Source organism: Brevibacterium linens ATCC 9172 (assembly GCF_900169165.1).
In the GTDB taxonomy this organism is placed as follows: domain Bacteria; phylum Actinomycetota; class Actinomycetes; order Actinomycetales; family Brevibacteriaceae; genus Brevibacterium; species Brevibacterium linens.
The window spans coordinates 12,559-36,516 of the sequence record NZ_FXYY01000022.1 but is presented as its reverse complement, the minus strand read 5'-3'; the positions used below and the strand labels follow the sequence as shown (position 1 = coordinate 36,516).

Sequence of the window (23,958 nt, the reverse complement as noted above, 5' to 3'; positions counted from 1 at the left end):
ACTACCGGCCTCCCAAGCGCGCCATGGTGTGGAGGATATCGTCGACGCCGAGCTGTCCGGTGACGTGGGCGATCGTTCCATCGCGCATGAAGACGATCCGATCGGCCAGAGCCGCGGACTCGACGTCGTGGGTGACCATGATGACGGAGCACTCCTGGGTGGCCAGTTCGCGCAAGACCCGCAGCACGACGGCGGTGTTGGCGGTGTCAAGGGCGCCGGTAGGTTCATCAGCGAAGATCACTGACGGCCGCATGAGGATCGCCCGGCACAGGGCGGCTCGCTGCTGCTCGCCCCCGGAGAGGGTGTTTACCCTCGCCGCCCTCTTCTCGAGCAGACCGAAGCGGGAGAGGATCTCCTCGACTGCGGCTACCTCGACTCGGTGTTTGGCCAGGGCGTGAGGGAGCCGGACGTTCTCCTCGACGGTGAGGTAGCCGATGAGGTTGTACTGCTGGAAGACGAAGCTCGCGGTCTGGCGCAGGAACCGGGTGCGCCTCTCGTCGCTCATCGCGTAGAGGTCGGTACCGTTGATGGAGACCTGGCCCCGATCGGGGCGATCGAGGCCGCTGAGGCAGTAGAGCAGAGACGTCTTTCCCGCGCCGGACGGGCCGACGACGGCGGTCAGGCCGCCGCCGAGGTCGACTGAGCAGTCGCGCAGGATCGGTAGCTGCTGCGCCGAGGCGTTGCCGCTGGGGAGCTTCACAATCTGCTCGGCATGGATAGTGGGTGCGGTGTTCATGTCATGTCCGTCGCTTTCGCTCTCGGGTTGCTCAATCGCCGATGCTGCGGCGACCTGTCAGGAAGCACGAAGAGGCGGCCGAAGCACACTTCGGCCGCCATCTCCGACGCGAAACTGCGTCAGCAGTTTCCGAACGTCACGGCGCTCGGCCAACCCGGGCACGGCGGAATCACGCTGACAGTGCTCACGCGCGCTCCGTCGTGGGTTTCGGTCTCACCGGCCATGCTCTGGAATGCAAGAATCTTGTCCACGATTAAAGTCACCTCCTCTCCATTCTCGATCCGTCCGTCCCAGGTAGGAACGGAACACCTGACCAGCGGCCCTGGACTGCGGACAGCCCACCGAGCACACCTGCAGAACCGGTCAGGAAATCACAGGACAACCGGAGATTCTGGTTCCCCCGGATGAGTAGGCCCTCCCCGAAGGGGACTGCGTGCAGCTGGAGCGATCGCATGTGAGATTCGAGAACCTCTCTCGCGCCAGAGTGCATCTCCGGGTAGCGGGCAAGCATTGTGATGAAGCCCGTGAGGCCGTGGGCGAAGCCGCCCTGGCCGCACTGAAAATACGTCGAGGCAAGGCGAAGCTTGTCGAGCTCCTGCGTGAATCTCGGCGACTCGCTGATGGCGTTGAGCTCTTCAATGGCCAGGGCTACGCCTGCCGAGCCAGTGCCCAGATAAGGCAGGGTGCGCCAACCCTCGTCGAGTTCAATGGTGCCGTTGAGAGTCTCGCCGCACGCACTGAGGTCGCGCTCGATCGCTCGTCTCGCAAGATCCTTGTACTCGGGTCGCTGAGCATGGCGTCGGAAAGCAGTTGTCCAGAAGAGCGCCGGGCCGCTCCAGCCGTGGAGAAGGCCTGCCACCGGGGTCTCAACGTCGGTCTCGAGCAGTCGGCTCAGTGCGTCGGACGCGGCCTCTATCTCCTTGGCATGGACACTGTCTCGGGACAGCGCGCCTAGCCCGACTCCTGCCCAGCCCGACCAATAGGTGTGGTCCGAGGGCGGCGCAAGGTCAAGCCGCTCCACCTCGGCGGCCAGAGCGTGGAAGCCGATCTGCTCGAGGCCGTACTGGATGCCTTCTCTTCCCTTGAAGCCGCTAGAGCGGATTTGAGAAAGCCGTTCACGAATCCATCCGGTGGAGCGGCGGATCAGTCGATCCTCCAGTGGTACTCCTGAGACGGTTAAGGCCGCCAGCACTCCGACGATCCCGTATGGATAGCCGATCCTGGCTTCGTCTCCTCCCTCCTCGAACACTTCAATGTCCGAGGGAACCGGGGCAAGCGGATTCTCGAGGTCGATCGTCGAGAGGATAGCCGTCGCAAACCGTCTCTGCAACTGGTCGATCTCCAGCGGCGGCATCGTCGGCCTAGCCGATTCAGAATGAGGGAGCGCCTCGACGGTGTTCCGGAGAATTCGGGCAGCGGCTGCCTCCGGAACTCCGAGCTCCTCCTGCCCGAACGCTACTAGATCTACGATCTTCTGGTGGTTCCCTTGGTCGGCGATCGTCGCCTGCGGGAGCACGAGGTCCAGCTCGACGATGCCCAGCGACCATCTATCAGCTGCAGCTCCCGTCAGGCCTTTGGATGGCTCGTATCCGGGTGCACCGTTTGTGCTCCGCCACCGCTCGTCCATCGCATGGGCGAACTCGAGGTCGATGAAGACGGGGTGCGCACCGTTTCTCATGATGATGTTCTTTGGATGGATGTCGCCGATGAGCCAGCCCTTACGATGGAAGGCACCGATGGCGGCCTCGAGGCGCCCGATCGTTCTCTCAAGCCATTTGAGGTAATCGGGCTCCTGCAGAGTCCAGGGTCGCGGTTTGAGCACCGGCGTCCGCTTCATCCACTCGCGCTTGAGGTCGAGCCCATCGACATGCTCTTGGACCAAGAACATGTGCTCCCAGTGCCGGAAGATTCCATGCACCTGCGGGACGAATCCGGTTGATGCGAGGTCCTGCAACACTCGGTTCTCGTGTGCTAGGCGGTCAACGGCGTCGAGGCCGTCGTCGTCGACGGCAGTGTGGGGTCGTGCCTCTTTGAGGACGACATCGGTCCCGGCTCCGACAAACTCGTTGGTCAGAGCCCGAGCCAGGTAGACTCCTCCTCCGTTGGAGAAATGCAGAGCCTTGACCATTTCGAACGGGAATTCAGGCCCACCCGCCTGGTCCCTCTGCTCGCTCAGGAACGTCGGGAAGTCGAGCCAGGCGGGGGGCGTGAAGGCAGGCTCCCTGGGATCCTCGACCTCTGTACCGTCGGGAGCAATGAGCGTCGTGACGAAGGTGGTCTCCGAGTTCGACTGTACGAACGCACCGTATCGATAGAAGATTGGGCCGGTTCCCCATCGTCGATCAGAGAGAATGTAGGGCCCCTCGAGGTGTCCGATGGTCGAGTCGAGGTCGCGCAGGGTCTTCTCGAACTGTTCGACGGATTCGGGATAGACGGTGACAAACTTCCCCGACGATGCCCGGTTCGCGTACTTGCTGTTCTGCGACTTGAAGTCCGCCTCGGTCGACAGGTGCTTGAAGGGAATGTCGTGGCGATAGCAATATTCAGAGGCTGCGCGGAGGACTGCTGCGCGATTACTTCTCGTCGCTGAGAGATGGATCTTCCAACCCTGGCGCGGCAATCGCCTATCGGACGGGACGTAGACGGTCCATGGCTGACTCCTGGTGACGGTCCACTCGGTGAGTTGGACGATGTCTGAGCCCAGCGCCGGGGACGAGCCCGCATTGTCAGCTGGCTGATAGAAGGGCTTCCCCGCCTGACAGTAGTGCAGGTAGCGAGTGTCGAGCGGCATCTGTCCGTCCTCCCCTCTAGGCGTAAGAGTAAGGTGACTACCCAACTTAGCAGCCGGATCGCATCTTGGCAACCCTCCCGTTCGTGGGAGCTCTGGTTCAGTCGGGATCGCTGGTGATGAACTGCGTGCGGGCGAGGCTGAGGTAGAGTTCCGACCGCCCGAGCAGCTCGCGGTGGGTTCCGGCATCCCGGATCCGACCCTCGTCGAAGAGAATGATGCGGTCCGCGTCGGCGATCGTTGACAGGCGGTGGGCGATGACGAGAACGGTCTGGTCGTCGCCAGACCGCATCACGTCTTGGATCGCCGATTCGTTCCTACCGTCCAGGTGAGAGGTGACTTCGTCAAGGAGAAGGATCTCCGCCTGGGAGAGTATGGCCCGCGCGAAGGCCAGGCGCTGGCGCTCGCCACCGCTGAGGCGCGACCCTAGCTCGCCGACGCTCCTGTCAAGCACTTCGCGTGCCTGTTCGTGCTCGGCTAGGAGGCCAACTTTCCAGAGAGCCTGCGCACAGGTCTCGTCGTCGGCCGATGGAGCGTTGAGGCGCAGGTTGTCGCGGATTGTGCCGGACAACGCTGCTGCGTCCTGGTCGACGTAGGCGACGCGCGAGCGCACCTCGTCGCGGGACATCGATCCCATGTCGCGCCCATGGATGCGAATCGTTCCCTCCGTGACGTCGTAGAATCGCTCGATGAGCGAGAAGACCGTGGTCTTCCCGGCCCCAGAAGGCCCCACGAGCGCCGTCACAGCGCCCGGAGCAGCGGCGAAACTTACGTTGTCGAGTGTCAATGCAACGGGCTGGTTCGACGCCCGCGTCAAGGAGTATGCGAACGAGACGGTGTCGAACTCTAACGCCGGCGAGTCCAGCCGAGGGCGGACGGCCGCCGCCGCTTCCTGGTCGGGACCTGGGTCTTCGATCGGCTCTCTCTGAAGCTCAAGAATTCGCGAGAGCGCCCCGAAGGCCTCACCCAGCGTGGAAACGATGGTCGCCATCATCGTGATGGGCGTGACGATCAGCATGAGATACATGATGAATGCGGCAAGATCGCCTGTTGACACGGCTCCCACGGAGACTCGGAGCGCACCGATGCCGACGACCACAACGATCAAGAGCTGAACTGCGACGCCGGTCGTGGCTTGGATGATCGCCCGCAGATTGGCGGCTTCAAGCCCGGCTCGCCGAACGGCCGCCGCCTGTTCCTGCGCTCCCAGTCCTTCTGCCTTGGTTGCTCTCGCCGCGCGGATCGTCTTGATGGAGCCGATCGCTCGAGAGAGGTGCCCGGCGAGCGTCCCGATCGAGTCCTGCATGCTCAGACCGATGGGGCGCGCCTTCTCGCCCAGTTTGTAGACGGCGATCGCCACGACGAGCACAGCGACGAGGGCGAGCGAGAGTAGGAGAGGGTCGATCGTCGCCATCATCACCACCGAGACGATAACAGTGGCGCCCCCCACCGCCAGGTCGATAATGCCGGACGTCAGAAGCATTCGCGCCGCAGTGACGTCGGAGGTGACTCTTGAGACGATGTCGGCTCTGTCGTGTTTCTCGAGTCTAGGAATTGGTAGGTTGTAGATGAGTTCGACGAGGGCTACTCGGGTGTCGTAGGCGAACCGCTCTCCGGCTCTCTCGATGAGCAGTTCCTTCATTCCTGTCAACCCCGCGCCGACAATAAGCAGGCAAACGATGAGCATGGGCAGACCGATGGTGATTCCGCCGCTGAACTCGTCGACGACCCTGGAAACGAAAATAGGTTGGATGGTGGAGATCCCCGCGGCGCATATTCCGATTAGCAGCGCCCACCATAGCACCGCCTGGTACGGTCTCATCACGCCGAATGCTTGCCGGAATCCTGCAACTCGTTTACGGTCGGCATTGGCTTTCCTCCTGCGCATATGGCTCCTTTTTCTACGAACCGGTCCTGGCAGTTTTTTGACCGCACTCCAAGCACAGGCCAAGACTCGCGTGTTGGCCCGGCATGTGAGCATCAGAAACACGGTGCCGCTGACCCCCGTGCGTTGGCAATCGATGAGCACGGGGAGTCTCGTAACGAGGGGGACCGGATCAGTCTTGCCAGACGATCATGTGGCCACGGTGGCCAAACGGCCGCGTCTAGAACCGGCACCGACACCTCTTCATTACGGCGGCACCGTGGTTGATGGCCATGGCGAGAGACGTCACCACCCAGTTGAGGTGCCTCTATATATTCGTGGGGCCCTAACGACTGGTCACTGGTCCTGGATAGTGGCAGCTTGTATCAATAGACTCGCGCGGAGGCCGTTCAAGAAGTGGGCACCTACAATGGCTAGACGAGCGAGGTAATGCCTCGTGCGGGCGTAGGCAAATAGCTGGATCGCACCTCCCATCAGGAAGTACGATCCAGCCACGCACGCGGTTTCTAGTGATAGAACTACCTGCGAACGAGGTGCCAAAGTCCATTGTCGCCCTTGATGCATTTCAGCTTGGGAAGATCTGGCCGAACTGATTCGTAAACGACCCTGACGGCGTTGCAGCTTCCCTGATCGTGAAATGTTCTAATTACCTCCCCCCAATCAATCTCAGGTTCGACCTCTGCCGGGGCGGCCACCGATGCAGGCGCAACGTGCGCTGTAACAGACTGAGCCGCGGGCTCTGATGCAAGGGCCGTCGAGCCGCCGAAGGTCACCAATCCAAGACTCGTAAAAGCTGAGATCAGGATCGTAGCGAGCCGTCTCATGTCTCCTCCTTGAGTGTGTGCTGAGTGCGATAAGTGAGGTGCCTCACTTAATCGAAGCCTACGATCGTGTAGAGTCCACGTCAAGGCCACCGTTCAGAGCAGACTTGCACGAGCCTCGCTCGCGCCAGGCGGGCGGTGGATCGTTTGGGACTGCGAGCAACAGTTCTTAATGCGACTAATTAGAATGCGTGAAGGTCTGCTCCCTGATGGACATGCAACGTCGATGTCAACCACGAAGGTCGCAAACTACCTGCGATCAAATACTCTAGGCAGAAGCTACTTTTGGCCATCCCGTACTTACGAAGACGGAGCGCCAGGCGAGGCTGGTGCGAGTGAGATGAAGGAGCGCGAAAGATGAAATCCAGCACAATGATCCTATCGGCACCAGCTACCTACGCCGACGCAAAGCTAGTTGCCGAGCAATTTCGTGAGGATGCATCGGTGTTTGCCACGGCGGTTCTAGGGCGAAACTCTGATGGGAAACTCGAGAAGGTATCTTGCACGGCGCCTCCAATCGTCGAACAGGCAATGAGGGGCGATCAAGATCCGGGCAGCATTAGCGAAATAGTCAAATCTGGTCTTGTAGGACCTTTTGTCGAACTCATGTCGGGTCCGCTAGGGCCGATATTCGGCTGGAGTGCGGCGCCCCTTATTGCGCCAGAGAAGCTCGATTCGCAGGATTTAAGGCAAGATTTTACTCAATTGGCTGGAACTATACAGCCTAATCAGGCTCTGGTTCTTGCCGAGTCGGAGGATCCCAATTTTGACATTCGTGGCTATGACTCAAGGATCAGGATTGCAAAAATTCCAAGCAATAGTGTCCTAATAGAGTTGAGCGCCATTCTGCTCCACGCAGATAAGGCAATTGCTGTAGCTCGAGAGAGCCTCAGGGAAGATAGGAGGATCCAGAGGTCGACCGAAGATCAGGGGTTTTTACCTACCTTCCGGATGCAAATTGATTCGTTGATAGAGTTGGGTTTCTAAAGCTCGTTGTGACCGGGGCTTGAGGCGGGGGCAAGCCTGCTCCAGGGTGGTGCTCGCGATGCTAGGATTGTCCGCCGCTTCGCTCTCGCTCATTAGTGACCACAGAACGTGCCGGATTGGTGAGCGTTGGCGATCGGACGTAAGCAGGTGGCTGAGGGTGGGTCGCCAGCGTCTTGAGAGCCAATTGGGTGGCTTCAACTGGAGCCTGTTTCTTGGCACAATGACCCTCGAGCGCGTCGGCCGACAGATGTTGGTCGACGTCCCTCGTTGCCGGATTCCCAGGCGCCGTCGAGTACGTCCCGTGACACGACTTGCGCAGCATTGAGACCACCACGTTGATAGACTTCCAGCGGCTTGGCTTAGCCGCGTACGTAGCGAGAGCAGCTCGGCTGATCGTCCTCCAACGTGCCTGTGTTTAATACTGAACGCGTTGAGTGTGCCGAGCGCCGGAGGTAAACTTGGGCTGTGCGACAACAGCGTTGGAGCCGGTGACCGTTAGCTTCGATCGCGAGTGGCACATAGATGGCACGAGCGGCCATTGGAGCTGGAGGAGCCGCAGGATTCTCCGCCTCTCATCAGGGAGGACGAGGACTGGGCGTTCTGAAAGATCAGAGCTTGCCCGAGGCCCGAAAAGGCTGATGGAAGGCCCGGACCTGCGGGTTTCTGCAGGTCCGGCCTCCTTTTCGTGTCTCCGTCCGAAGGACTGAGGACAGCACCGATGAACATCATTACCCGTTCGGTATGGCACGGGGTGTCACGAGCGCACCTTCCGGTCAAGCGCGGGGTCGGCCGGTCGAGAGCCTTGCCGTGCGGATGACTTGTCAGCGATGCCCATGCGGAACGACAGCACCGAGTGCGCAGAGATGCATCGCTGAGTCGGACCTAGCCGGTAGAGTTCGTCAATGAGCCACGAGGTTCCAGAGCCGACGCTCTGGGGGCACCCATCGAGGCTAGGACCAGCTGAGCGTCGACGCCGCCGATCGAGAGGATGCGACTGACCAGCGCAACGGATCGGGGGATGCTGCATGAGGCTTGTTTCTGCACGAGTGCGTGGTGCCGGCCGGCTCCTTGATACCACGATCAAGCTAGACCAGAAGCTTGTCGCAATCGTTGGGCCAAACGAGGCAGGTAAGACGACGCTCCTCAGGTCACTTGCCTATGTGGACGCCTCCGACGCTCTCGGACCCGCACAGCGGTCGCGCGCATCGACGGGCATCGCCGACTCCACCCCGGTCGTCAGCTTGCGTTACCGCGTCAGCGACGAGGACCGTAAGGAGTTGGAGGACCTTGAACTCGAGGACACTCCAATCGAATTCTTCGTTAGTCGTCGTGCCGACGGTGATGGACCCAACTTCACTGTCAAGCCCGCACCTCGCAAGTCCGAGGCGCAGCTGAAGCAACTGGCAGCCGACCTGGGTGAATCCCTGTCAGCAATCAGCGTCTTAGAACCGCTTCCCATCGAAATGGCCGAGGAAGACGAAATACCAGAGCCCCCGGATGGTTCGCCGTTGCTCGATGAACTTCGCCTGCTGCGACAAGATCTCGATACCCACCTCGCTAACCCGCTCGGGGAGCGAGAACCGATTGACGCCTTGCGCGAACGCGCTGACAAAGACGTCGAGGTATTGAGTGCATTCGCCGAAACCGACGTTCTGCAGCGACTGCTTCTCTCACTCGGAGCGTGGGTTGATCGTGAGGACCCCACGGAGAGGACCGAGAAGGCACTCTGGAATCTCACCCCCGACGTAGTCATGTTCACTGAGGCCGACCGCACGCTGGCTTCTGCCTACACCCTTGATGACGCACTGCTTGGCGACGTGCCAACAGCGCTTGCGAACCTGGCGCGATTGGCCGGACTTGACCTGAATGCTCTAACCCAGGCCGTGCAGACCGGACAGGTATCCCGACGAGACACAATCAAGAACAAGGCGAACATCACACTCGGCAACTACTTCAAGAACGCATGGCAGCAGTCCGACCTAAAGGTCGAACTCAACGTCGAGAACAAGCTTCTCCGAATTGGCATCGTCGAAGACGGTGTACACGCATCCGTGTTCGACGAACGAAGCGCTGGGTTGCGAATGTTCGTCGCTTTGAACTCTTTCCTTGCTGCGCGAAACAGTGGACGCGCGACGATCCTCCTGATCGATGAGGCGGAAACCCGCCTTCACATCGACGCGCAGGCCGATCTCGTGCAGATGTTCGCCAAACAGGACAAAGCCGACAAGATCATCTACACCACCCACTCGCCGGGCTGTCTACCCGCCGATCTTGGTGTCGGTATCCGAGCCGTCGTGCCCGACAGCGACGAGACGAGCCACGTAGAAAACAGCTTCTGGCGACAAGAGGGCGGCGGGTTCACCTCCCTGATGTTCGCGATGGGTGCCTCGGCCGCAGCATTTACACCAGCACGCTGCGCGGTCATCGCGGAAGGCGCCACCGACATGATCCTCCTCCCGACCCTAATGCGCGCCGCCATAGGACAAGACAGCCTGCCGTATCAGGTGGCACCTGGCCTCTCAGAGATGCCGAAGGACTCGTACCCGGAGCTCGACTTCCAGGCGGCTAGGGTCGCGTTCCTCGTCGACGGCGACGGCGGGGGACAAAGGCTCGCCGAGACGATCGGTCGCGCCATACCTGGTGACCGGATTGTCGCCCTCGACGTGCACGGCATTGAGAACACCCTGGACTCGGATCTCTACCTGCACACTTTTACCGCGCTGCTCCGCGACGTCAACGCCGGAGTCACCATAGGTGAACCACCAAGCCTGCCCGATGCGACGGCAGCACCGTGGTCCACGACTCTGGAAGCCTGGGCTGCCAGTCAGGGATGGCGGGCACCGACGAAGCAGGAGATCGCGAACCACCTCATTGAACTCGACGAGGTGGCCCTCAGACCGCAGGGTATCCTCGCCCTGAAACAGGCGCATGCTGCGCTACTCACCGCTTTGGGGATCACACCGTGACACTCGCGAACGACCTGGCGACCTGGGTGGCTGAACGCACCGACTGGCAGAAGGATGCCGTCGGGCGCTTTTGCCGGAACGAGAATCTGTCTGAAGACGCCGTCAACGAGATCGCCGATCACCTGATCGCAGGGACGTATCCATCCGTCGCCGCCATCACCGCTGCCGATGTCCCTGGTACCTCCGAGAGCGGAGAGTCGATACGGCTGTCAGCCGTAGCCGACGTGGAGGGCGTGAACGCGCTCATCACGGGCCAGCGGTTGACCTTCGCCAGCAAGGGCCTGACGATCATCTACGGCGACAATGCCAGCGGGAAGTCCGGCTACGCCCGTCTCATTCGGCAGGCCGTTACTGCCCGAATCAAGGGTGATCTTCTCGGTGATGTCTTCGCAAAGAGCGTGCACGATCAGAAGGCAGTCTTCGAGTACGTGGTTGGCTCTACGGCTACGACCTGGGCGCTCACACAGGGGACCAGCCGCGATCTGTCATCGGTACGGTTCTACGACGAAGAGTGCGGCGACGCCTATGTCACCACAGCCTCAGAGATCAGCTATCGCCCATCCGCGCTTACTCTGCTCGATCGGCTCTCGGCCGCGTGCGATCAGGTGCGGCAAGCTCTCTCACAGCGCCTGAGTGACAATGCGGCGCTCCGTATGGAACTTCCGCTCCTTGGGGAAGGCACGAAGGCAAAGCAGTTTCTTGATCAGCTCAGTGCTACCACCACGCGTGAGCAGATCGACGAGGCCACGACGCTGTCCCCGGATCACGACGTATCGCTCTCCGCCAAACTGCGGGAACTCACGCGCTTGCAAGCCAGCGATCTTAATGCAGAGAAGACACGCCTCGCTCAGCTCGCAGCCCATTGGGCGACAGTCAAGAGTCATAGCGATCAACTGGCTGAGGCCGTAACGAACCAGTCGTTCGACAATGTGGCCGCGCTCGCGAAAAGTGCAATCGATCTCCGAGGGGCGGCAAAGATCGCGTCAGCGAAGAACTTCGACGCCGAGCCATTGCCTGGTGTCGGGTCGGCGACGTGGCGGGCCCTCTGGGATGCGGCACGTCGGTATTCGACGACCGAGGCGTATCACGAACACGACTTCCCAGTCACTACCGATGACGCCGTGTGTGTTCTATGCCAGCAACCGCTGAGCCCGGATGGATCAAACCGATTGGGGCGATTCGATGCCTTCATAAAGGACACCACCTCGCGTGATGCCGATGCTGCCGAGCGTCGCGTCATTCAGCGTCGCGATGAGATTGCTCGTCTCCAGTCCGCGCCGGCGGCTGTGACTACCGCCTTGAGCCAGCTGCAGGCTGGTGGCGAGGATGTCACAGCAAGCCAGACATGGATGACCGAAGCGGCAACGGTCGCCACTGAGATAGTAGCGTGGGTTGACGGCACCAGAGAGGAGCGTCCGACGACCTCTGGAGTGGCTCCGGGCACAACCATCGGCGAGAGGCGACAAACGCTGATCACCGCCAGCGCGAATATTGATTCAACAAGCTTCAACGATTCTGTCCGAGCGCTGAAATCCGAGGTTGCCGATCTCCAAGCGGCAGAGCAATTTGCGAAGGCCAAAGATAATCTTGTCAAAGAATTGGTGCGGCTCCAGGCGAGAACCAAGATTGAAGAAGCTCGCCGACTCACTGACACTACTGGGATTACCCGCAAGGCAACGGCCTTAACCACGGCTTACGTGACGAGCATCGTTCGAGACCAGTTCACTCACGAGACTGAGCAGCTTTACTTGCGCCGGGTCACACTCGCTCCCACTAAAGGTAGACGCGACGTCACGCTCCAGCATCGGCCCCGTCTACTCGGAGCCATCTTGGACGCCGATATCGACGATGTACTGAGCGAGGGTGAACAGACCGCTCTCGGGTTGGCCGGATTCCTCACCGAAGTCGAGTTTGATGAGTCGAAGTCAGCCGTTGTGCTCGACGACCCTGTGTCGTCGCTCGACGCCAGCCGCCGTTCCCGCGTGGCCCGCCGCCTCGCGGAACTGGCACGGTCGAGACAAGTCGTTGTTTTCACGCACGAGGCAACTTTCGTGAACGCCCTTAACAAGGCGGCACGGGACCTTGGGGTCGACGTCGCTGAGCGCGCAATTCTACGACAGGGCGAGCGTCCAGAGCTAACTGCTGACAAGCATCCTTGGAGCGTCAAAGACATCCCGTCGCGGATCAACCACCTGGAAGCCGAGATCGCACGACTCAAGAAGGAGCGGGGCCAGCTCGACTCCGATGAGTACACGCGGCGTGCTCAGGAGTGGGGCGGGCGGTTGTCTCAAGCATGGGAACGCGTGGTCAACCTCGATGTTGTGAACGAGCTGGTGGATCGCGGTACTAACGAGGTGCGGCCACGCATGTTCAAGATGCTCGTAGGAATCACGGAACAAGACGACAACGACTACCAATCTGGCTACGCTAAGGCATCGGAGTGGGCGCCTCGCCACGATCAGGCCCCCGAGACCAACTTCACCGCACCGGAGCCCGACGAACTCGAAGCGGAGTTGGTCCGCTTCAAAGAATGGGTCAGAAGGATTAAGGGTTATAAGAAGTGAGACTTGGAGCATCCTCGTGCGCAGGTCGACTACCTGGCTCTTCGTGATCCGCTCGTGTACTCCTACACCGTCATTCGATGCGCACCGAACGGACGGGTGAATAGACACCATGCTCACGCTGCACGCTCAGGCAGCCCCATTCCTACTCCAGAGGCACCGCCCTGCGGCCCCGGACCAGGATCCCTGTCCAGATCCGCTGGGTAGTGGTGTCAGGCAAAGCATGTGGTATCCGTTGCAATCCCATTGTCCCGTAGAAATCCGAACATGATCTGAGAATCATGCAACACAGTTACGCATGAAGGTCGGATGGGCCTCGATAGCGGAGTTCGACGCTGTTGGCGGCGTTCGTCCCGGTGACTATGAGCAACCCGCGCCTTTTCGGATTGAGTGGTTCCTCAAGCGAACCGGCTCGTCGACCGTCCGCGGCTTGGAGGATGGTCTCACCGTTCGCAAGGGACACGGCTCGATAGGGAGTCCCGCTACTCGGCTGGTGATCGGGAAGCCACGTCACCGCGGCATCCTCGACTGTGTTGATCCAGGTTCTCTCCGGTGCAGCAGCGCCACGGCTGATGAAATCGACCCAGAGATCGTGCGATGACACGGTCGGCCAGTGCGGGTCGTTCGCATGTTGCCGCACCTCCTCCGAGTTCAGCCACTGGTGAAGCTCCGACACGGTTGTGAAGGTGCCGCGTCCGGCTGCGATGGCGGCGAGGGCACCGGCTCGGGAGGAGAATCCGGCCTGCATGAGCAGCGCGGCGGATCGGTTCAGCGTCCCTGTCTCTAGCGATGCAACTGCGAGCCCGTGCTCATCGGCGAGGAACGCCCAAAGACCGTTGACAGGCTCTTCGTGGGCGGTCGCTCGGACCCGGACCGCTTCCAGCGCCCATGGAAGCCGGTAGGCCAGCGAATCCTCGATGAATTCCAGCGTGTCCGTGACCTCCTCTCCCGCAATCTGCGTGGCATCCTCGCCGCGAAGCCATGCGGCGAGGATGCCTTCCCACTGCGGAGGAAGAGTGCGGGGCGCGAAGGGGTAGATGTCGAATGCGATCCCAGCGAAGCTGGTCAGGGCGTCGATTGCGGCACCGGGGTCGCTGATTCGGATGCCCTCGTCGGCGTCGCGCAGGTGCTGCTCCAAGATGCTGGCGTGCTCATCGAGTTGGCGTCCGGTCTCGAGACCGACCCCGGCAAGGAAGTACCCTCGGCGCTGCGCCGGGGTCGACTGGCTCCAGAGGAAGCGTGCACGCGCGGTCAGGCCGGCTCGAAGCGCTGTCTGAACGGGCTCCTGCCGTCGAGCCAAGCTTCTGGTCCAAAGAGACGAGGCGAGCACGTCATCGAGAGCCCCCTCGATTCCGTCCTCCGCTATCGCGGAGTCGTTGAGCAGACTGAGGAGGGCGTTGTCGAGGCTAGCGAGCTGCGAGCGCCACGCAAATCGGGAGCGCTCGGCTTCCTCCTCGCTCTCGGCGGCGACTTCTGGGTAATCCCACGCCGCTGCGCCGGCGACGTATTCCAGCAGCGAGTCCAGGTCCCGGAGACCGTGCTTGGCCTGCATCCGGGCAAACAGGTTCGCCACCAGTTGCAGTAGGCCGCTTTCCATGTCGCGCAGAGCGGTGTCCTTGACCAACTGCCCCCAGTTCCGCCTCCCTCGGGACACGTCCTTGAAGATTGGGTGGACGACGAGGCCGACGGAGTCTACGAACGCTCTGCCGGCTCTGCCGACGATGTTGCGGAACTCAGACGCCTTGATCAGTTCTCGGTTGCGCCAGAGGCTGTGCATTACGAGCGCGCTGGCTGAGAGATTTAGTCCCTGGGCGAGGGTCGGCGAAGAGACCGTGACCTTCAGCGCCCCTCGCTGCAGCAGCCTTTCGACCTCTCGTCGGTAGGGTGCGGGCAGCGATCCGTGATGAATCGCTACGCCGAGTCTCAGACAGGCGAGGATCGGGTGATCTCGGCCGAACCATTCCTCTCCGATCGTGATGGCCGAGGCGAGGTCGCCCGGATCTCCTTCGAAGACACTTCGCAGTGCTTCCCGTGTATGAAGGTCGACGATGACTCTGGCAAATGCGTTCACCGATAATTTGAGTGGGCAAAAGATCAGGACAGTCTGCCCGTCGTCGACGAGCCGCCAGGCGGTAGCCAGCGTCAGCTCCTGCTGATTCTTGGGGAAGGGCGTCTTCCTGCGACCGATCGGTGGAACTAAGGGTTCGAGGAACCGGGGCACGAAGGGCTCCTCGTCTCCCACGATGATGCTCAGGCGGGCTCGATCGCCTTGCCAGATCACTTCGCCATAGCGAAGCTTCGTCGGCCGCCACGAGCTCGCGATGAGACCGTCGGGCTGGTCATCGGTGAGCCAGTTGACGAAGTCCTCGACTTCATCTCCGTCTGGCAGTATCGCCGAGAGGCAGATGATACGTCTGGTAGCCGCATCCCCACGGCGCAGCAGTCGTTGGATCTGAACTTCGTATCGGACCTCACGTTCATCCGCCCCGATCATGTGCCCCTCGTCGAGGACGACAAGCCCTACGCTGTCGAGGAGTGTTGGGTCGTTGCGCAGGGCGAAGTCGAGCTTCTCGGGAGTAGCGACGACGATGTCCCTCTCTCGCAGCAAATCCTCGTCGGCGCTGCTGGCCCCGATCGCGCCGTATAAGGATGAGACGGTCTTCCCCAGAGGGGTGAAAGTGCGTTGCAGGGCGGTTTCGGTCTGAGCTGACAGCGCCCGCAATGGGGTTACGAACACAACCCGCCGGCCCTCGGCTAGGCATGCGAGGATGCAAAGCTCGGCAATCCGGGTCTTGCCGGCGCTCGTCGGAAGAGACAGCACCAAGTTCTCGCTGGTATTCAGCACCCGCTCTGCTGCGGCGAGCTGCGACGGCCATAGGTCGATCTCCGAGCGTCGCCTCCGGAAGAGGGATGCGATGAACGTCGCACGCAGTTGTGCCCAGTCGCCACCACCACCGTCGGTTGGGGCGTCCGGGAGCAGGCGATGGAAACTGGCCTCCCACAGACCGCGAAGCAGGTGAATCGCAAGTCGATGGCACCACCACTGCGGAACCATGTTCAGTTCGCCGGCGGCTCCTAGACCGACCTGCAGCGTGCTGAGGGCCTCATCCAGCAGCGCTTGCTCGCCCCGTTCGAACGCAAGCAGCGCCATGCTGATCGCACCGACGAACGCGTCCGTCAGTGCGAGGTCGACGACGTCAACGACATCGGTGTCGCCGCTGTCATCAGCCTGGTCCTCATCGCTCGTCGGCTCGAGGAGCCCGCGCAACGTCTCAACCAGGTTGGCGTCTGCTGCCGCGTCCTCGTAGCGGTGGCTCAAGATGAGCGCAGCCAGGGTGTCGAGTTCTCTGCGGATGATGTGGATGAGGGATCGCTCGCCAATCGTGACTTCACCGGAATCGAGCGCTGTCTGAAGCAGCGAGTATGCACGCGCGGAGTAGCCGCCGAGGTGGTAGGCGGCTGCCGCGACGACGCGGTGGAAGCCTCGTTCGCGCGAGTTGGGTCCCCTCGCGATCACTGATTCGATGGCTGTGGCTGCGCCCTCAAAGGCGCGTTGGGCGAGGCTGCGCGATCCATTCGCCTCCACGAGGCGCAGCCCCAGGCTTAGGAGCGAGTAGCCGTAGGAGAGAAGGTCGTAGCTGAGCAGCTGGTCGAATTCGGGCGCGTCCTCTGGCAGGACACCGTCCCGCCAGATCATCGACCGGGCTTCTCCTCGCGCGAGAAGCTGTTCACGAAATCCGGGTGCAGTCGCCTGCCCGATCGCTGCCTCAATCTCATCAACTGTTTCAGGCATCAGCGATCGCCTTGGAGTACACCTTCGCGATGAACGCCTGATGCTTTGAGACCTGCAGACCGACGGCGAGACGCTTTACACGTCCCCGGTACGCTGTCGTATTTGCGCGGAGGAGGGCCCTCGGATCATTACCAGTGAAGGTAAAAAGCAGTTGGACCACCTGCCGTTGACTGATTCCAGAAATTAACTGGGCGTCGTCGATGAGCTCCGCCAACGTGTGCTCACCGAGTTCGTGGAGTCGGTCAGCGACGAAGCTGAGAGCATGAGGTGATGGTCGTCCCCGATCGCGCTTAAGTGCATCATCTGCGTCCGTGACCGTTGCAGTTCCGAGCCTTGCACGGCTCTTTGCCTCACCCTTCAATAGTTCCAGCGTTCCGTTCGTACTCGCGCGCACACCAATCAAATCATCGCCACGCATCGACATCTCGCGGTGGTCCTTCCACCGCAGCCGCTCCACCACTCGAAAGCCCAGTTCAAGCGTTGCGTACTGCGCTCCGATGATCTCTCCGAGGTCGCCCGAGCGGGTGCGCTTGCTTGTAGGAAGCTTTCCCTTCAGGTACTTGGCTGCTTTAGGTTTCCCCAGCTTGGCGAGGATCGTGGCGACGCGATCCGGATCCGTGTATTGGTTTGGGATCTGTGACGCAGCCCAGTCGACTCCCGATCCGATGGTCGCCGATGGGGCAACCATGTGCACCATCGAGTGCCGATTAAGCGGCTCGTGTGTGGAAGTCGTCCACGATGAAAGTGGTGCCATGTCATCAATGGTGCCAGAGGTCTCAGTCTCTGAACTCAATGGTTGACCTTTGGGGCGAGGGGGACGCGAGCTTGCTGCTCAGCTGGCGAAGGGGTGGCAGACGCGGCATGTGGTACTCCGAACGATGGGACGAGCAACCGACCCACCTGGGAGGGGCACTTAACTGGAGGGAGAACGTGCGACGTGCTGCCTGTGGGCCGCGCAAGTTCCCCGGAGTGCCTCATGTCAATACCCCCGGCTAATGAGGGTCGTGCCTCACACAAATTATCCCCGGGAACAACTCTCACCCCACCCGACTCGGCCTGACCCGAATACCCGAGGAATCGGGCAATGCCTGCTTGGCCTCGATCTCACGTTTCATACGCGCGGTCTTCCCGGCAGCGAGCTTGATCAGCCTCTGCTGGATCCGATCGATCTCGGCCGCGATATGGACCGGGTCAAGACCAGCCTTGTAAGCCCTGAGCTCAGCGACTTGCTTTCTGTTGAGGATCCCGGAATCCAGCAGACGCACGAACGGGGTCCGCGGGGTGTCATAAACACGTTTGCGACGACCCACCGAATCAGTGGAATACCCGGTGGGTTTCTTCGTCGGAGTGAAGTAGTTCAACCGGTCATTGACCAGTGCCCAGAGCGTCGTCATGAGTCCGAGTTCGGTTGTCGTGTCGTAGCGGTAGTAGAACCCGTACCGACGCACGAGATGGTTGTTCTTTGACTCGATCGTGGCCTGGTCATTCTTCGTATAAGGCCTGCCGCGAGTGAAGAAGATCTTCCGCTGGGCCGCCCAGTCGATGAGGTCGTGATTGATGAACTCTGAACCGTTGTCGAAGTCGAGCCCGGTCACGAGATAGGGCACCGCTTCAACGAAATGAGTGCACGCGGCAACAATGTGTACGGCAGCATTGTTCTTGACTGCTCGGGTGTAGACCCACCCGGTGTGCATATCGGTGTAATAGACCGAGCGGATGAACTCGCCCTTCAACGTCGGTCCGCAGTGGGCAACGGTATCGACTTCGAAGAATCCGGGTTCGGCTTCGACTTCATCACCGGCCTTACGAACCTGGATCGAGTTGCGCAACAGTGTGCCAGGCTTCGTTGCCGACTTCCCACGCAGGGTGTCTCTAGCCCGGGCTGGTGCCAGGTATCGGTCGATCGTGGCTGGACTCATCGACACCAGCTCGTCGCGTACGTTCGTGCTGTAGCGGCCCTGGCCAGGCACGAGGTGGTTGTGGGCTTCGAGGGAGTTGAGGAGATCGACCATAGCTTGGGCGAGGTATTTGCCGCAGATTCCACCGGCAACTGACCACACATACTGCAGGATCTTGATCGCGTCGTAGGAGTACTTACGGGCCTTAGTCTTGCGTCGATCGATCACGGCCACGGTGGCGTTGGCTCTGCCCTTGGGCTGGCGAGTCCGACGCATGAGCTGTTGGCGAGCGTGGTCGCGGTTCCAGCCAGTGATGTCGGTGACGGCATCGAGGATGGCCGACTTTTGTTGCCTGCCGGCCTTGGCATACGCGGTGGCGTATTTCTTCGTGATCTCGATTCTGGTGTTCATGGAAACGTCCTTGTCGACCATGACCCCATCGTCGTCGTGTCTATGTCCCCGGGTGAAGAGTCTGGCGGGGAAATTTATGTGAGGCACGACCCTTGGCTACGCGGGGACTATCTATGAGTCTCGTCGTTCCCGTGCGGATGGAGCCGCCCGGCGGTAAGCTGGGCATGTGCGACGGCAGCGATCTTGTCGGCGAGAGGGGCTTCGATCGCGAGTGGCACGTAGATGGCACGAGCGGCCATTGGAGTTGGAGGATCCGCAGGATTTCCGCCTCTCATCAGGGAGGACGAGGACTGGGCATCCCGAGAGAACAAGAACTGGGACTTCTAGAGATACCAGTCCCCTCTTGACCGCTCGGGGGTAGTCAAGGGCCCCGGATCTGCGAGTTTTCGCAGGTCCGGGGCTTCCTCGTGCCCTCTCCGGGACGACAGGAGAGGACGACGATGCACATCAACACCCATTCACAGCGGCACGCGAGTGGCACGTACCCACCCACGACGTGGGAACGACAATGTCCGCCGCAGGAAACTCGGGATGGGCCTGCCGGCGAAGTCGCGCCACTTGGCATCGGCGGCAGGACACGCCGGAACCCTCGTTCTGCCGGGTATCCGATTTCGTATCCTTGATCATTTTCAGCCCGCCTGAATGGTTGCTTCGGCCCGTCCGCAGGCCTGAGTCGCCTCTTGGGAGGCAGGCCAGCAGTCGGTGGCGGTTTATCAACGACGCTTACCTGATCATTCCCACCGGAATAACGCGGACGCTACACCGACGCCGAGGACGGTGGTGGCTCCTAGGGTGACCCAGTTCTCCCAGTCCACTGTCTCGCCGATCCAGGTGGACTGGAACGCTTCGACGGCAGCGCCGAAAGGCAGCCACGAGCCGATTTCAGCCAACTGATCGGGCAGGTTCTCCATGGGGCCGAACATGCCGCCGAGCGCGGCCATAGCGAAGAACGCGATCAAGCCGATAGCCGCAGCCGTGTTCGGCGTGGGAGCCACTGAGGCCACGATCATGCCCAATGCGTACATCGACACGCAGCACGTCAGCAGCACCAGCAGGGCCGTGAACGTATCGGCGGGGAGACTGGCATCGAAGAACAACATCGCGACCCCGAAGGCGAGGGCGATGCCCACGAGCACCTGAACCAGGCCGACCACCATCTGCGCCACCATGACCATGGCTGGAGAAGCAGGGGTGACCGCCAGGCGGCGCAGAACTTTGGTCTTGCGGTACGTCGAGAGGAAACTGGGGAAGTTCATCACCCCTATATAGGTCACCACGATGCTCAGCACGACTGGCAGTGCGTAGTAGTCCATCGCGGTGACGCCAGGAGCCACTTGCTGACTGAGGTCGTCAGTTCTCAGGCCCTGCATCACCAGCAGCAGGATGGGAAGGCCCAGCGGAACGATGAGGTTGGCCGTAGAGCGGGTGATCATCTTGGCTTCGGCCTGGACCATCCGCATCCAGGCGCTGGGCCCTGGCCGGCGGGCATGAACGGTAGGCATGGTCATGGTGCTCATCGGCCGTGGTCCTCCTCGTTCGGAAGCGCTCTGCCGGTCAGCTTCACGAAGGCATCCTCCAGGGTCGCCGCTGAGGCCTGAGCCTTCAGATCATCCGGGGTGCCCTGGGCGATGACGCGCCCGGCATCGATGAGCGCCACCCGGTCACAGAGTCGTTCGACTTCATCCATGGCATGACTGACGAGAATCACCGTCTGGTCTTGAAGGGCCTCGATCGTCGACCACACTCGACGCCGGGCCACAGGATCCAGCCCGGTGGTCAGTTCATCGAGGATCACCACCTGTGGCTGACCCACCAGCGCCAAAGCAATCGAGAGGCGCTGCATCTGTCCGCCGGAGAGATTGCTGAAGCGAGTTCTGGCTTTCTCCTGCAGCTCGACCATGGCCAAGGCCTGGTGAGCGTCCAGGGGGTCCGGATAGAAGCTGCGGTAGAGGTCCACGAGCTCACGAGCCGTCAACGCATCATGCAGATTTGCGTGCTGCAGCTGAACGCCGAGCACCTGACGGACCTCGGATCGGTCGGTGAAAGGATCCAAGCCCAGAATCCGAACCGAGCCATCGTCGGGCTTGCGCAACCCGGCGATCATCTCCATCGTGGTGGTCTTGCCCGCCCCATTTGTTCCCAGTACACCGAAGGTCTCTCCGGCAGGGACTTGCAGGTTGACGCTATCGACCGCTGCCTTGTTCTTGTATCGCTTGACCAGCTGCTGGGCTTCAACGGCCAGAGGCGGAGTCGTATCTGTCATGCTAATTTCCTCTCTGGCCGCGGATCGTGCTCAGTCGGGGCGGTATGAGTGCTTCTTCTGGTCATGGTCGCTCCTCCGGGTTCTGGGGTGGCTCGGCTATTCCGAGAAGCTGTCGCGTCTCGCGCAGCCATTCCCGTTCGGCCCTGGCGTGGAGGAGGCCGTTGCGCAGAGTCGCCTTCTGCAACAGCGCTCTCATGTCATCGTCTTCGATCGTGATCGAGGCCAGTTCGGTCAACGAGTCGTTCACCTGTCGGTCTCGCTCGTCGAGCAGTCGCTGCACTCCATCGCGGCCGATCGGGGTCGCAAAGAACAGCCGGGCGAGGAACGGCTCCTTGGGCTGGTCTGCCTCCACGGGGGATGACAGCCAGTCGGTCAGTTCCTGATGCCCTGCGTCGGTGAGGGAGTGCACCTTGCGGTCGGGTTTCCCGTCCTGCGGAACCACCTCGGTCGTGATCGCCCCGGACGCGCTGAGTCTGTCCAGTGTCCGATAGATCTGGGATCGGTCGGCATGCCAGAAGTGCGCCACGGTGCCGGCGAAGGCGCGGCTCAAGTCGTAGCCGCTCAGCGAACGAATCGACAGCAGACCGAGGATCGCATGTTTCAGCTCCATGACGATAGTCTACTACACATCTAGATGATTATGCATCTATCGTTTCGACGCTGACTGCTGAAGTTGGTTCGGCACGGCACGACTGCTGCCTGCGGTGTCGGCGAGGGGCGAGTGAAGCAGACCAACGGCGGGCGCCGGCCCTAACTCAACTGCGGCGACAACGACTGCAGTGCTGGCGAGGTCGTGACGTGCGCAGCTCCTGCTTCGCTCAGGTGGTCTTCTGCCGCTCAGGGGCCCGAGTCACTCGATCGTCTCACAGAAGCGCATGACGTTGCCGAAAGGGTCCGTGACCTCGACCGTGGGTCCACCGGGAGCGTGGCGGTCGATGCCGGGGCTGAGGCGTGGGTGCGGTCGTGCAGAGATCTCGGCGAGGAGAGCGGCAGCGTTGACCACGGGCACCCAGACCACGGTTCCTGGCGTGCCATCGCCGTGATGTTCAGAGAGGTCGAGAGTCGTCTCGTCGCGATGTATTCGCAGGTACAAGGGCATCCCGGGCTCGAAGCGGTGCTCCCACTCGACGGTGAAGCCCAGGTAGTCCAGGTAGAAATCTCGGGCGAGAGCTGCGTCGTGGATGCGGAGCACCGGAACCGAAACGCCCGTACCGGAGTGCACGGCGGATAGCCGAGCCGATGCGGTGTTCCAGTCGGTGAAGCCGAGCTGTTGCGCGACGATTTCCAGGGCGCGGCTGTGACTGATGGTGGCGTCGGCGGCAGCCAGGCATCGTCGCAGCGTCCGCGCGGCTGTCTTGGCATCGTTCAGGGTGAGGTGCATGAGTTGTTCATCGCTCTCTTGGTGCCGCCGGCGTGGTCGGTGCCCGCGTTGCCGTCCGGGGCACCGTGACAGTCACGAGAACCTCTGGCAGGAGATGCATTCGATGTGTTCACCGGACCGAGAATCTCGGCGCGGGCGGCAGGCCCATCGAGCAACCCTGCCTGCAGTGTATCAAGAACCGGGGTCCAGCAATCCGACCGAGCCGGCTCCGCGCTCGGGTTCACGCACTGCCGTTCGGATTCGCCTGCAGGAAGATCGCCGAGATCGTCGAGTCCTCCTTGTGCACAAGGGCCCTGAACATGACACGGTCTCACGCACGCTCAAACTAGCACGGTCGTGCTAGGCTGGGGTCTGTCCACCCCGAGGCGTGCCGTTTGCATCCTCAGGGGTCTGCAGTTGATGTCGGGGAGGTTGTGCAATGAGCGATCTGATGAGCTTCGTGGAAGACCGGCTTGTCGAGGAGGGCCTTCCTACCGAGGTGCTGCAGGCCTATGAGCACATCCTCAGGATCACGCGGCAGATGCGCAGGGCCGGCGCAGACGGCGACCTGATGTCCTGGATCACCGGCACCAGCGCACTGGTCAAGGCGGGCGAGTATGTGTTCGGCGCCGATGCCGAGACGGAAGCCGCCCGTTTCAGTGATCAGCTCCTGGCGGCTCTTGCGGCGACGTGGAGTGACCACCCCGATTACAGGTCCCGATGGGCCGAGCTGCTCGTTGCGAAATAGCTACCCGATTCACGACTCGCGACTGAAGGAGCTCAGCGAGGGCTGTTGGCTCAGCGCGAGGCTCCGTCGTTGTTCGCATCGCCGGCGGTAGCGGTCAGCTCGTCCTGGATGATGTCGAGCGCCCAGGTGGCATCGCCGTGGGCGGGCTGGTGGAACAGGTGGAACGCGAGCCCGTCAATCAGGGTGTGGAGTCGACGCGCCCGTGGTGCCCCGTCCGGCGTCCCCGCCTGCCCTGTCAGCATCTCGACGAGACGGGTGCAGAGGTCGGCGAGCTGCTGATGTGCGTCGAAGCTCACCTGCTGCAGGCTCGGCACCGCAGCGCGCTCCGCGAGGAGCGCGAGGTTGACCTCGTATTCGGCTCGGCTGTCCGAGTCGAGAGGGAGGACGTTCGTGATGATCGCAAGCGCGTACTCGCGCGGGTCATCTCGGGGCGTGGTGGCGAGAAGGCGTTCAGTCGCACGTTCCATCATGAGTTCGGCGGAGAACTGCACGAGTTCCGCGCGTGTCGGAAAGACGTGCCTGAGGGAGCCTACGGCGACACCGGCTCGCTCGGCGACCGTGCGGACCGACACCGCCGAAATGCCCTGATCGAGGATTACCTGCCAGACCGCTTCGGCGAGCTGAGCTTTGCGTGCATCCCTGTCCATTGTCCGAGGCATATGCACACTCTAGCACGGTCGTGCTACGCTGGCGTCAGCAATAGAAGCACACTCGTACTAATGCGTAGAGAAGGGAGGGTCG

General features: G+C 61.5%; 15 protein-coding genes and 1 pseudogene. 5 read left to right on the top strand and 11 right to left on the bottom strand.

What is annotated here, in order from left to right; all coding sequences use genetic code 11:
• Position 1: 1 nt before the first annotated feature.
• The 3 genes from BLIN9172_RS14305 to BLIN9172_RS14295 form a co-directional block, all read right to left on the bottom strand.
• Complete coding sequence (locus BLIN9172_RS14305; protein ID WP_009885246.1) at positions 2-736, bottom strand: ABC transporter ATP-binding protein; 735 nt, start codon at positions 734-736, stop codon at positions 2-4.
• Between the two features lie 259 nt (positions 737-995).
• Positions 996-3,527 carry a class III lanthionine synthetase LanKC gene (lanKC, locus tag BLIN9172_RS14300; protein ID WP_025388061.1) on the bottom strand — a complete coding sequence of 844 codons (2,532 nt, stop codon included), beginning with the start codon at positions 3,525-3,527 and terminating at the stop codon, positions 996-998.
• A gap of 97 nt (positions 3,528-3,624) precedes the next feature.
• Positions 3,625-5,346 (bottom strand): ABC transporter ATP-binding protein, encoded by a 1,722-nt coding sequence (locus BLIN9172_RS14295; protein WP_169731182.1) that lies wholly within the window; start codon positions 5,344-5,346, stop codon positions 3,625-3,627.
• Between the two features lie 1,241 nt (positions 5,347-6,587).
• Here BLIN9172_RS14295 and BLIN9172_RS14290 point away from each other — a divergent pair.
• The 4 genes and pseudogenes from BLIN9172_RS14290 (at position 6,588) to BLIN9172_RS14280 (ending at position 12,747) form a co-directional block, all read left to right on the top strand.
• The gene (locus BLIN9172_RS14290; RefSeq protein WP_009885244.1) at positions 6,588-7,217 is read left to right on the top strand and encodes a hypothetical protein; all 630 of its coding nucleotides are present in this window, start codon (positions 6,588-6,590) and stop codon (positions 7,215-7,217) included.
• A gap of 1,025 nt (positions 7,218-8,242) precedes the next feature.
• Positions 8,243-8,368: pseudogene (locus tag BLIN9172_RS18870) on the top strand (AAA family ATPase); the annotation flags it as partial.
• 9 nt (positions 8,369-8,377) lie between these two features.
• Complete coding sequence (locus tag BLIN9172_RS14285; protein ID WP_240812162.1) at positions 8,378-10,183, top strand: AAA family ATPase; 1,806 nt, start codon at positions 8,378-8,380, stop codon at positions 10,181-10,183.
• Positions 10,180-12,747: an AAA family ATPase gene (locus BLIN9172_RS14280; RefSeq protein ID WP_009885242.1), complete on the top strand. Its 2,568-nt coding sequence runs from the start codon at positions 10,180-10,182 to the stop codon at positions 12,745-12,747. Before BLIN9172_RS14285 ends, BLIN9172_RS14280 begins: the two co-directional genes overlap by 4 nt.
• A gap of 289 nt (positions 12,748-13,036) precedes the next feature.
• Here BLIN9172_RS14280 and BLIN9172_RS14275 read toward each other — a convergent pair whose 3' ends face one another.
• The 7 genes from BLIN9172_RS14275 to BLIN9172_RS14245 all read right to left on the bottom strand — a co-directional run bounded on the left by BLIN9172_RS14275 (position 13,037) and on the right by BLIN9172_RS14245 (position 22,490).
• Positions 13,037-16,537 (bottom strand): DEAD/DEAH box helicase, encoded by a 3,501-nt coding sequence (locus tag BLIN9172_RS14275; protein WP_025388056.1) that lies wholly within the window; start codon positions 16,535-16,537, stop codon positions 13,037-13,039.
• Positions 16,530-17,330 (bottom strand): Hachiman antiphage defense system protein HamA, encoded by an 801-nt coding sequence (locus BLIN9172_RS14270; protein WP_196776656.1) that lies wholly within the window; start codon positions 17,328-17,330, stop codon positions 16,530-16,532. Before BLIN9172_RS14270 ends, BLIN9172_RS14275 begins: the two co-directional genes overlap by 8 nt.
• A 244-nt stretch (positions 17,331-17,574) precedes the next feature.
• Positions 17,575-18,846 carry a DDE-type integrase/transposase/recombinase gene (locus BLIN9172_RS14265; RefSeq protein WP_233429231.1) on the bottom strand — a complete coding sequence of 424 codons (1,272 nt, stop codon included), beginning with the start codon at positions 18,844-18,846 and terminating at the stop codon, positions 17,575-17,577.
• 731 nt (positions 18,847-19,577) lie between these two features.
• Complete coding sequence (locus tag BLIN9172_RS14260) at positions 19,578-20,363, bottom strand: ABC transporter permease (RefSeq protein WP_101555639.1); 786 nt, start codon at positions 20,361-20,363, stop codon at positions 19,578-19,580.
• Positions 20,360-21,109, bottom strand: a complete 750-nt coding sequence (locus tag BLIN9172_RS14255; RefSeq protein ID WP_009885219.1) for an ABC transporter ATP-binding protein — start codon at positions 21,107-21,109, stop codon at positions 20,360-20,362. The genes BLIN9172_RS14260 and BLIN9172_RS14255 overlap by 4 nt, the downstream gene beginning before the upstream one ends.
• Positions 21,110-21,170: 61 nt before the next feature.
• Positions 21,171-21,719 carry a PadR family transcriptional regulator gene (locus tag BLIN9172_RS14250; RefSeq protein ID WP_009885220.1) on the bottom strand — a complete coding sequence of 183 codons (549 nt, stop codon included), beginning with the start codon at positions 21,717-21,719 and terminating at the stop codon, positions 21,171-21,173.
• A gap of 240 nt (positions 21,720-21,959) precedes the next feature.
• The gene (locus BLIN9172_RS14245; protein WP_101555638.1) at positions 21,960-22,490 is read right to left on the bottom strand and encodes a glyoxalase superfamily protein; all 531 of its coding nucleotides are present in this window, start codon (positions 22,488-22,490) and stop codon (positions 21,960-21,962) included.
• Between the two features lie 418 nt (positions 22,491-22,908).
• Here BLIN9172_RS14245 and BLIN9172_RS14240 point away from each other — a divergent pair, with 418 nt between their 5' ends.
• Positions 22,909-23,217, top strand: a complete 309-nt coding sequence (locus BLIN9172_RS14240) for a hypothetical protein (RefSeq protein ID WP_035279680.1) — start codon at positions 22,909-22,911, stop codon at positions 23,215-23,217.
• Between the two features lie 50 nt (positions 23,218-23,267).
• Here the strand turns inward: BLIN9172_RS14240 and BLIN9172_RS14235 are convergent, their stop codons facing one another.
• Positions 23,268-23,876, bottom strand: a complete 609-nt coding sequence (locus tag BLIN9172_RS14235) for a TetR/AcrR family transcriptional regulator (protein ID WP_029417751.1) — start codon at positions 23,874-23,876, stop codon at positions 23,268-23,270.
• Positions 23,877-23,958 lie beyond the last annotated feature (82 nt).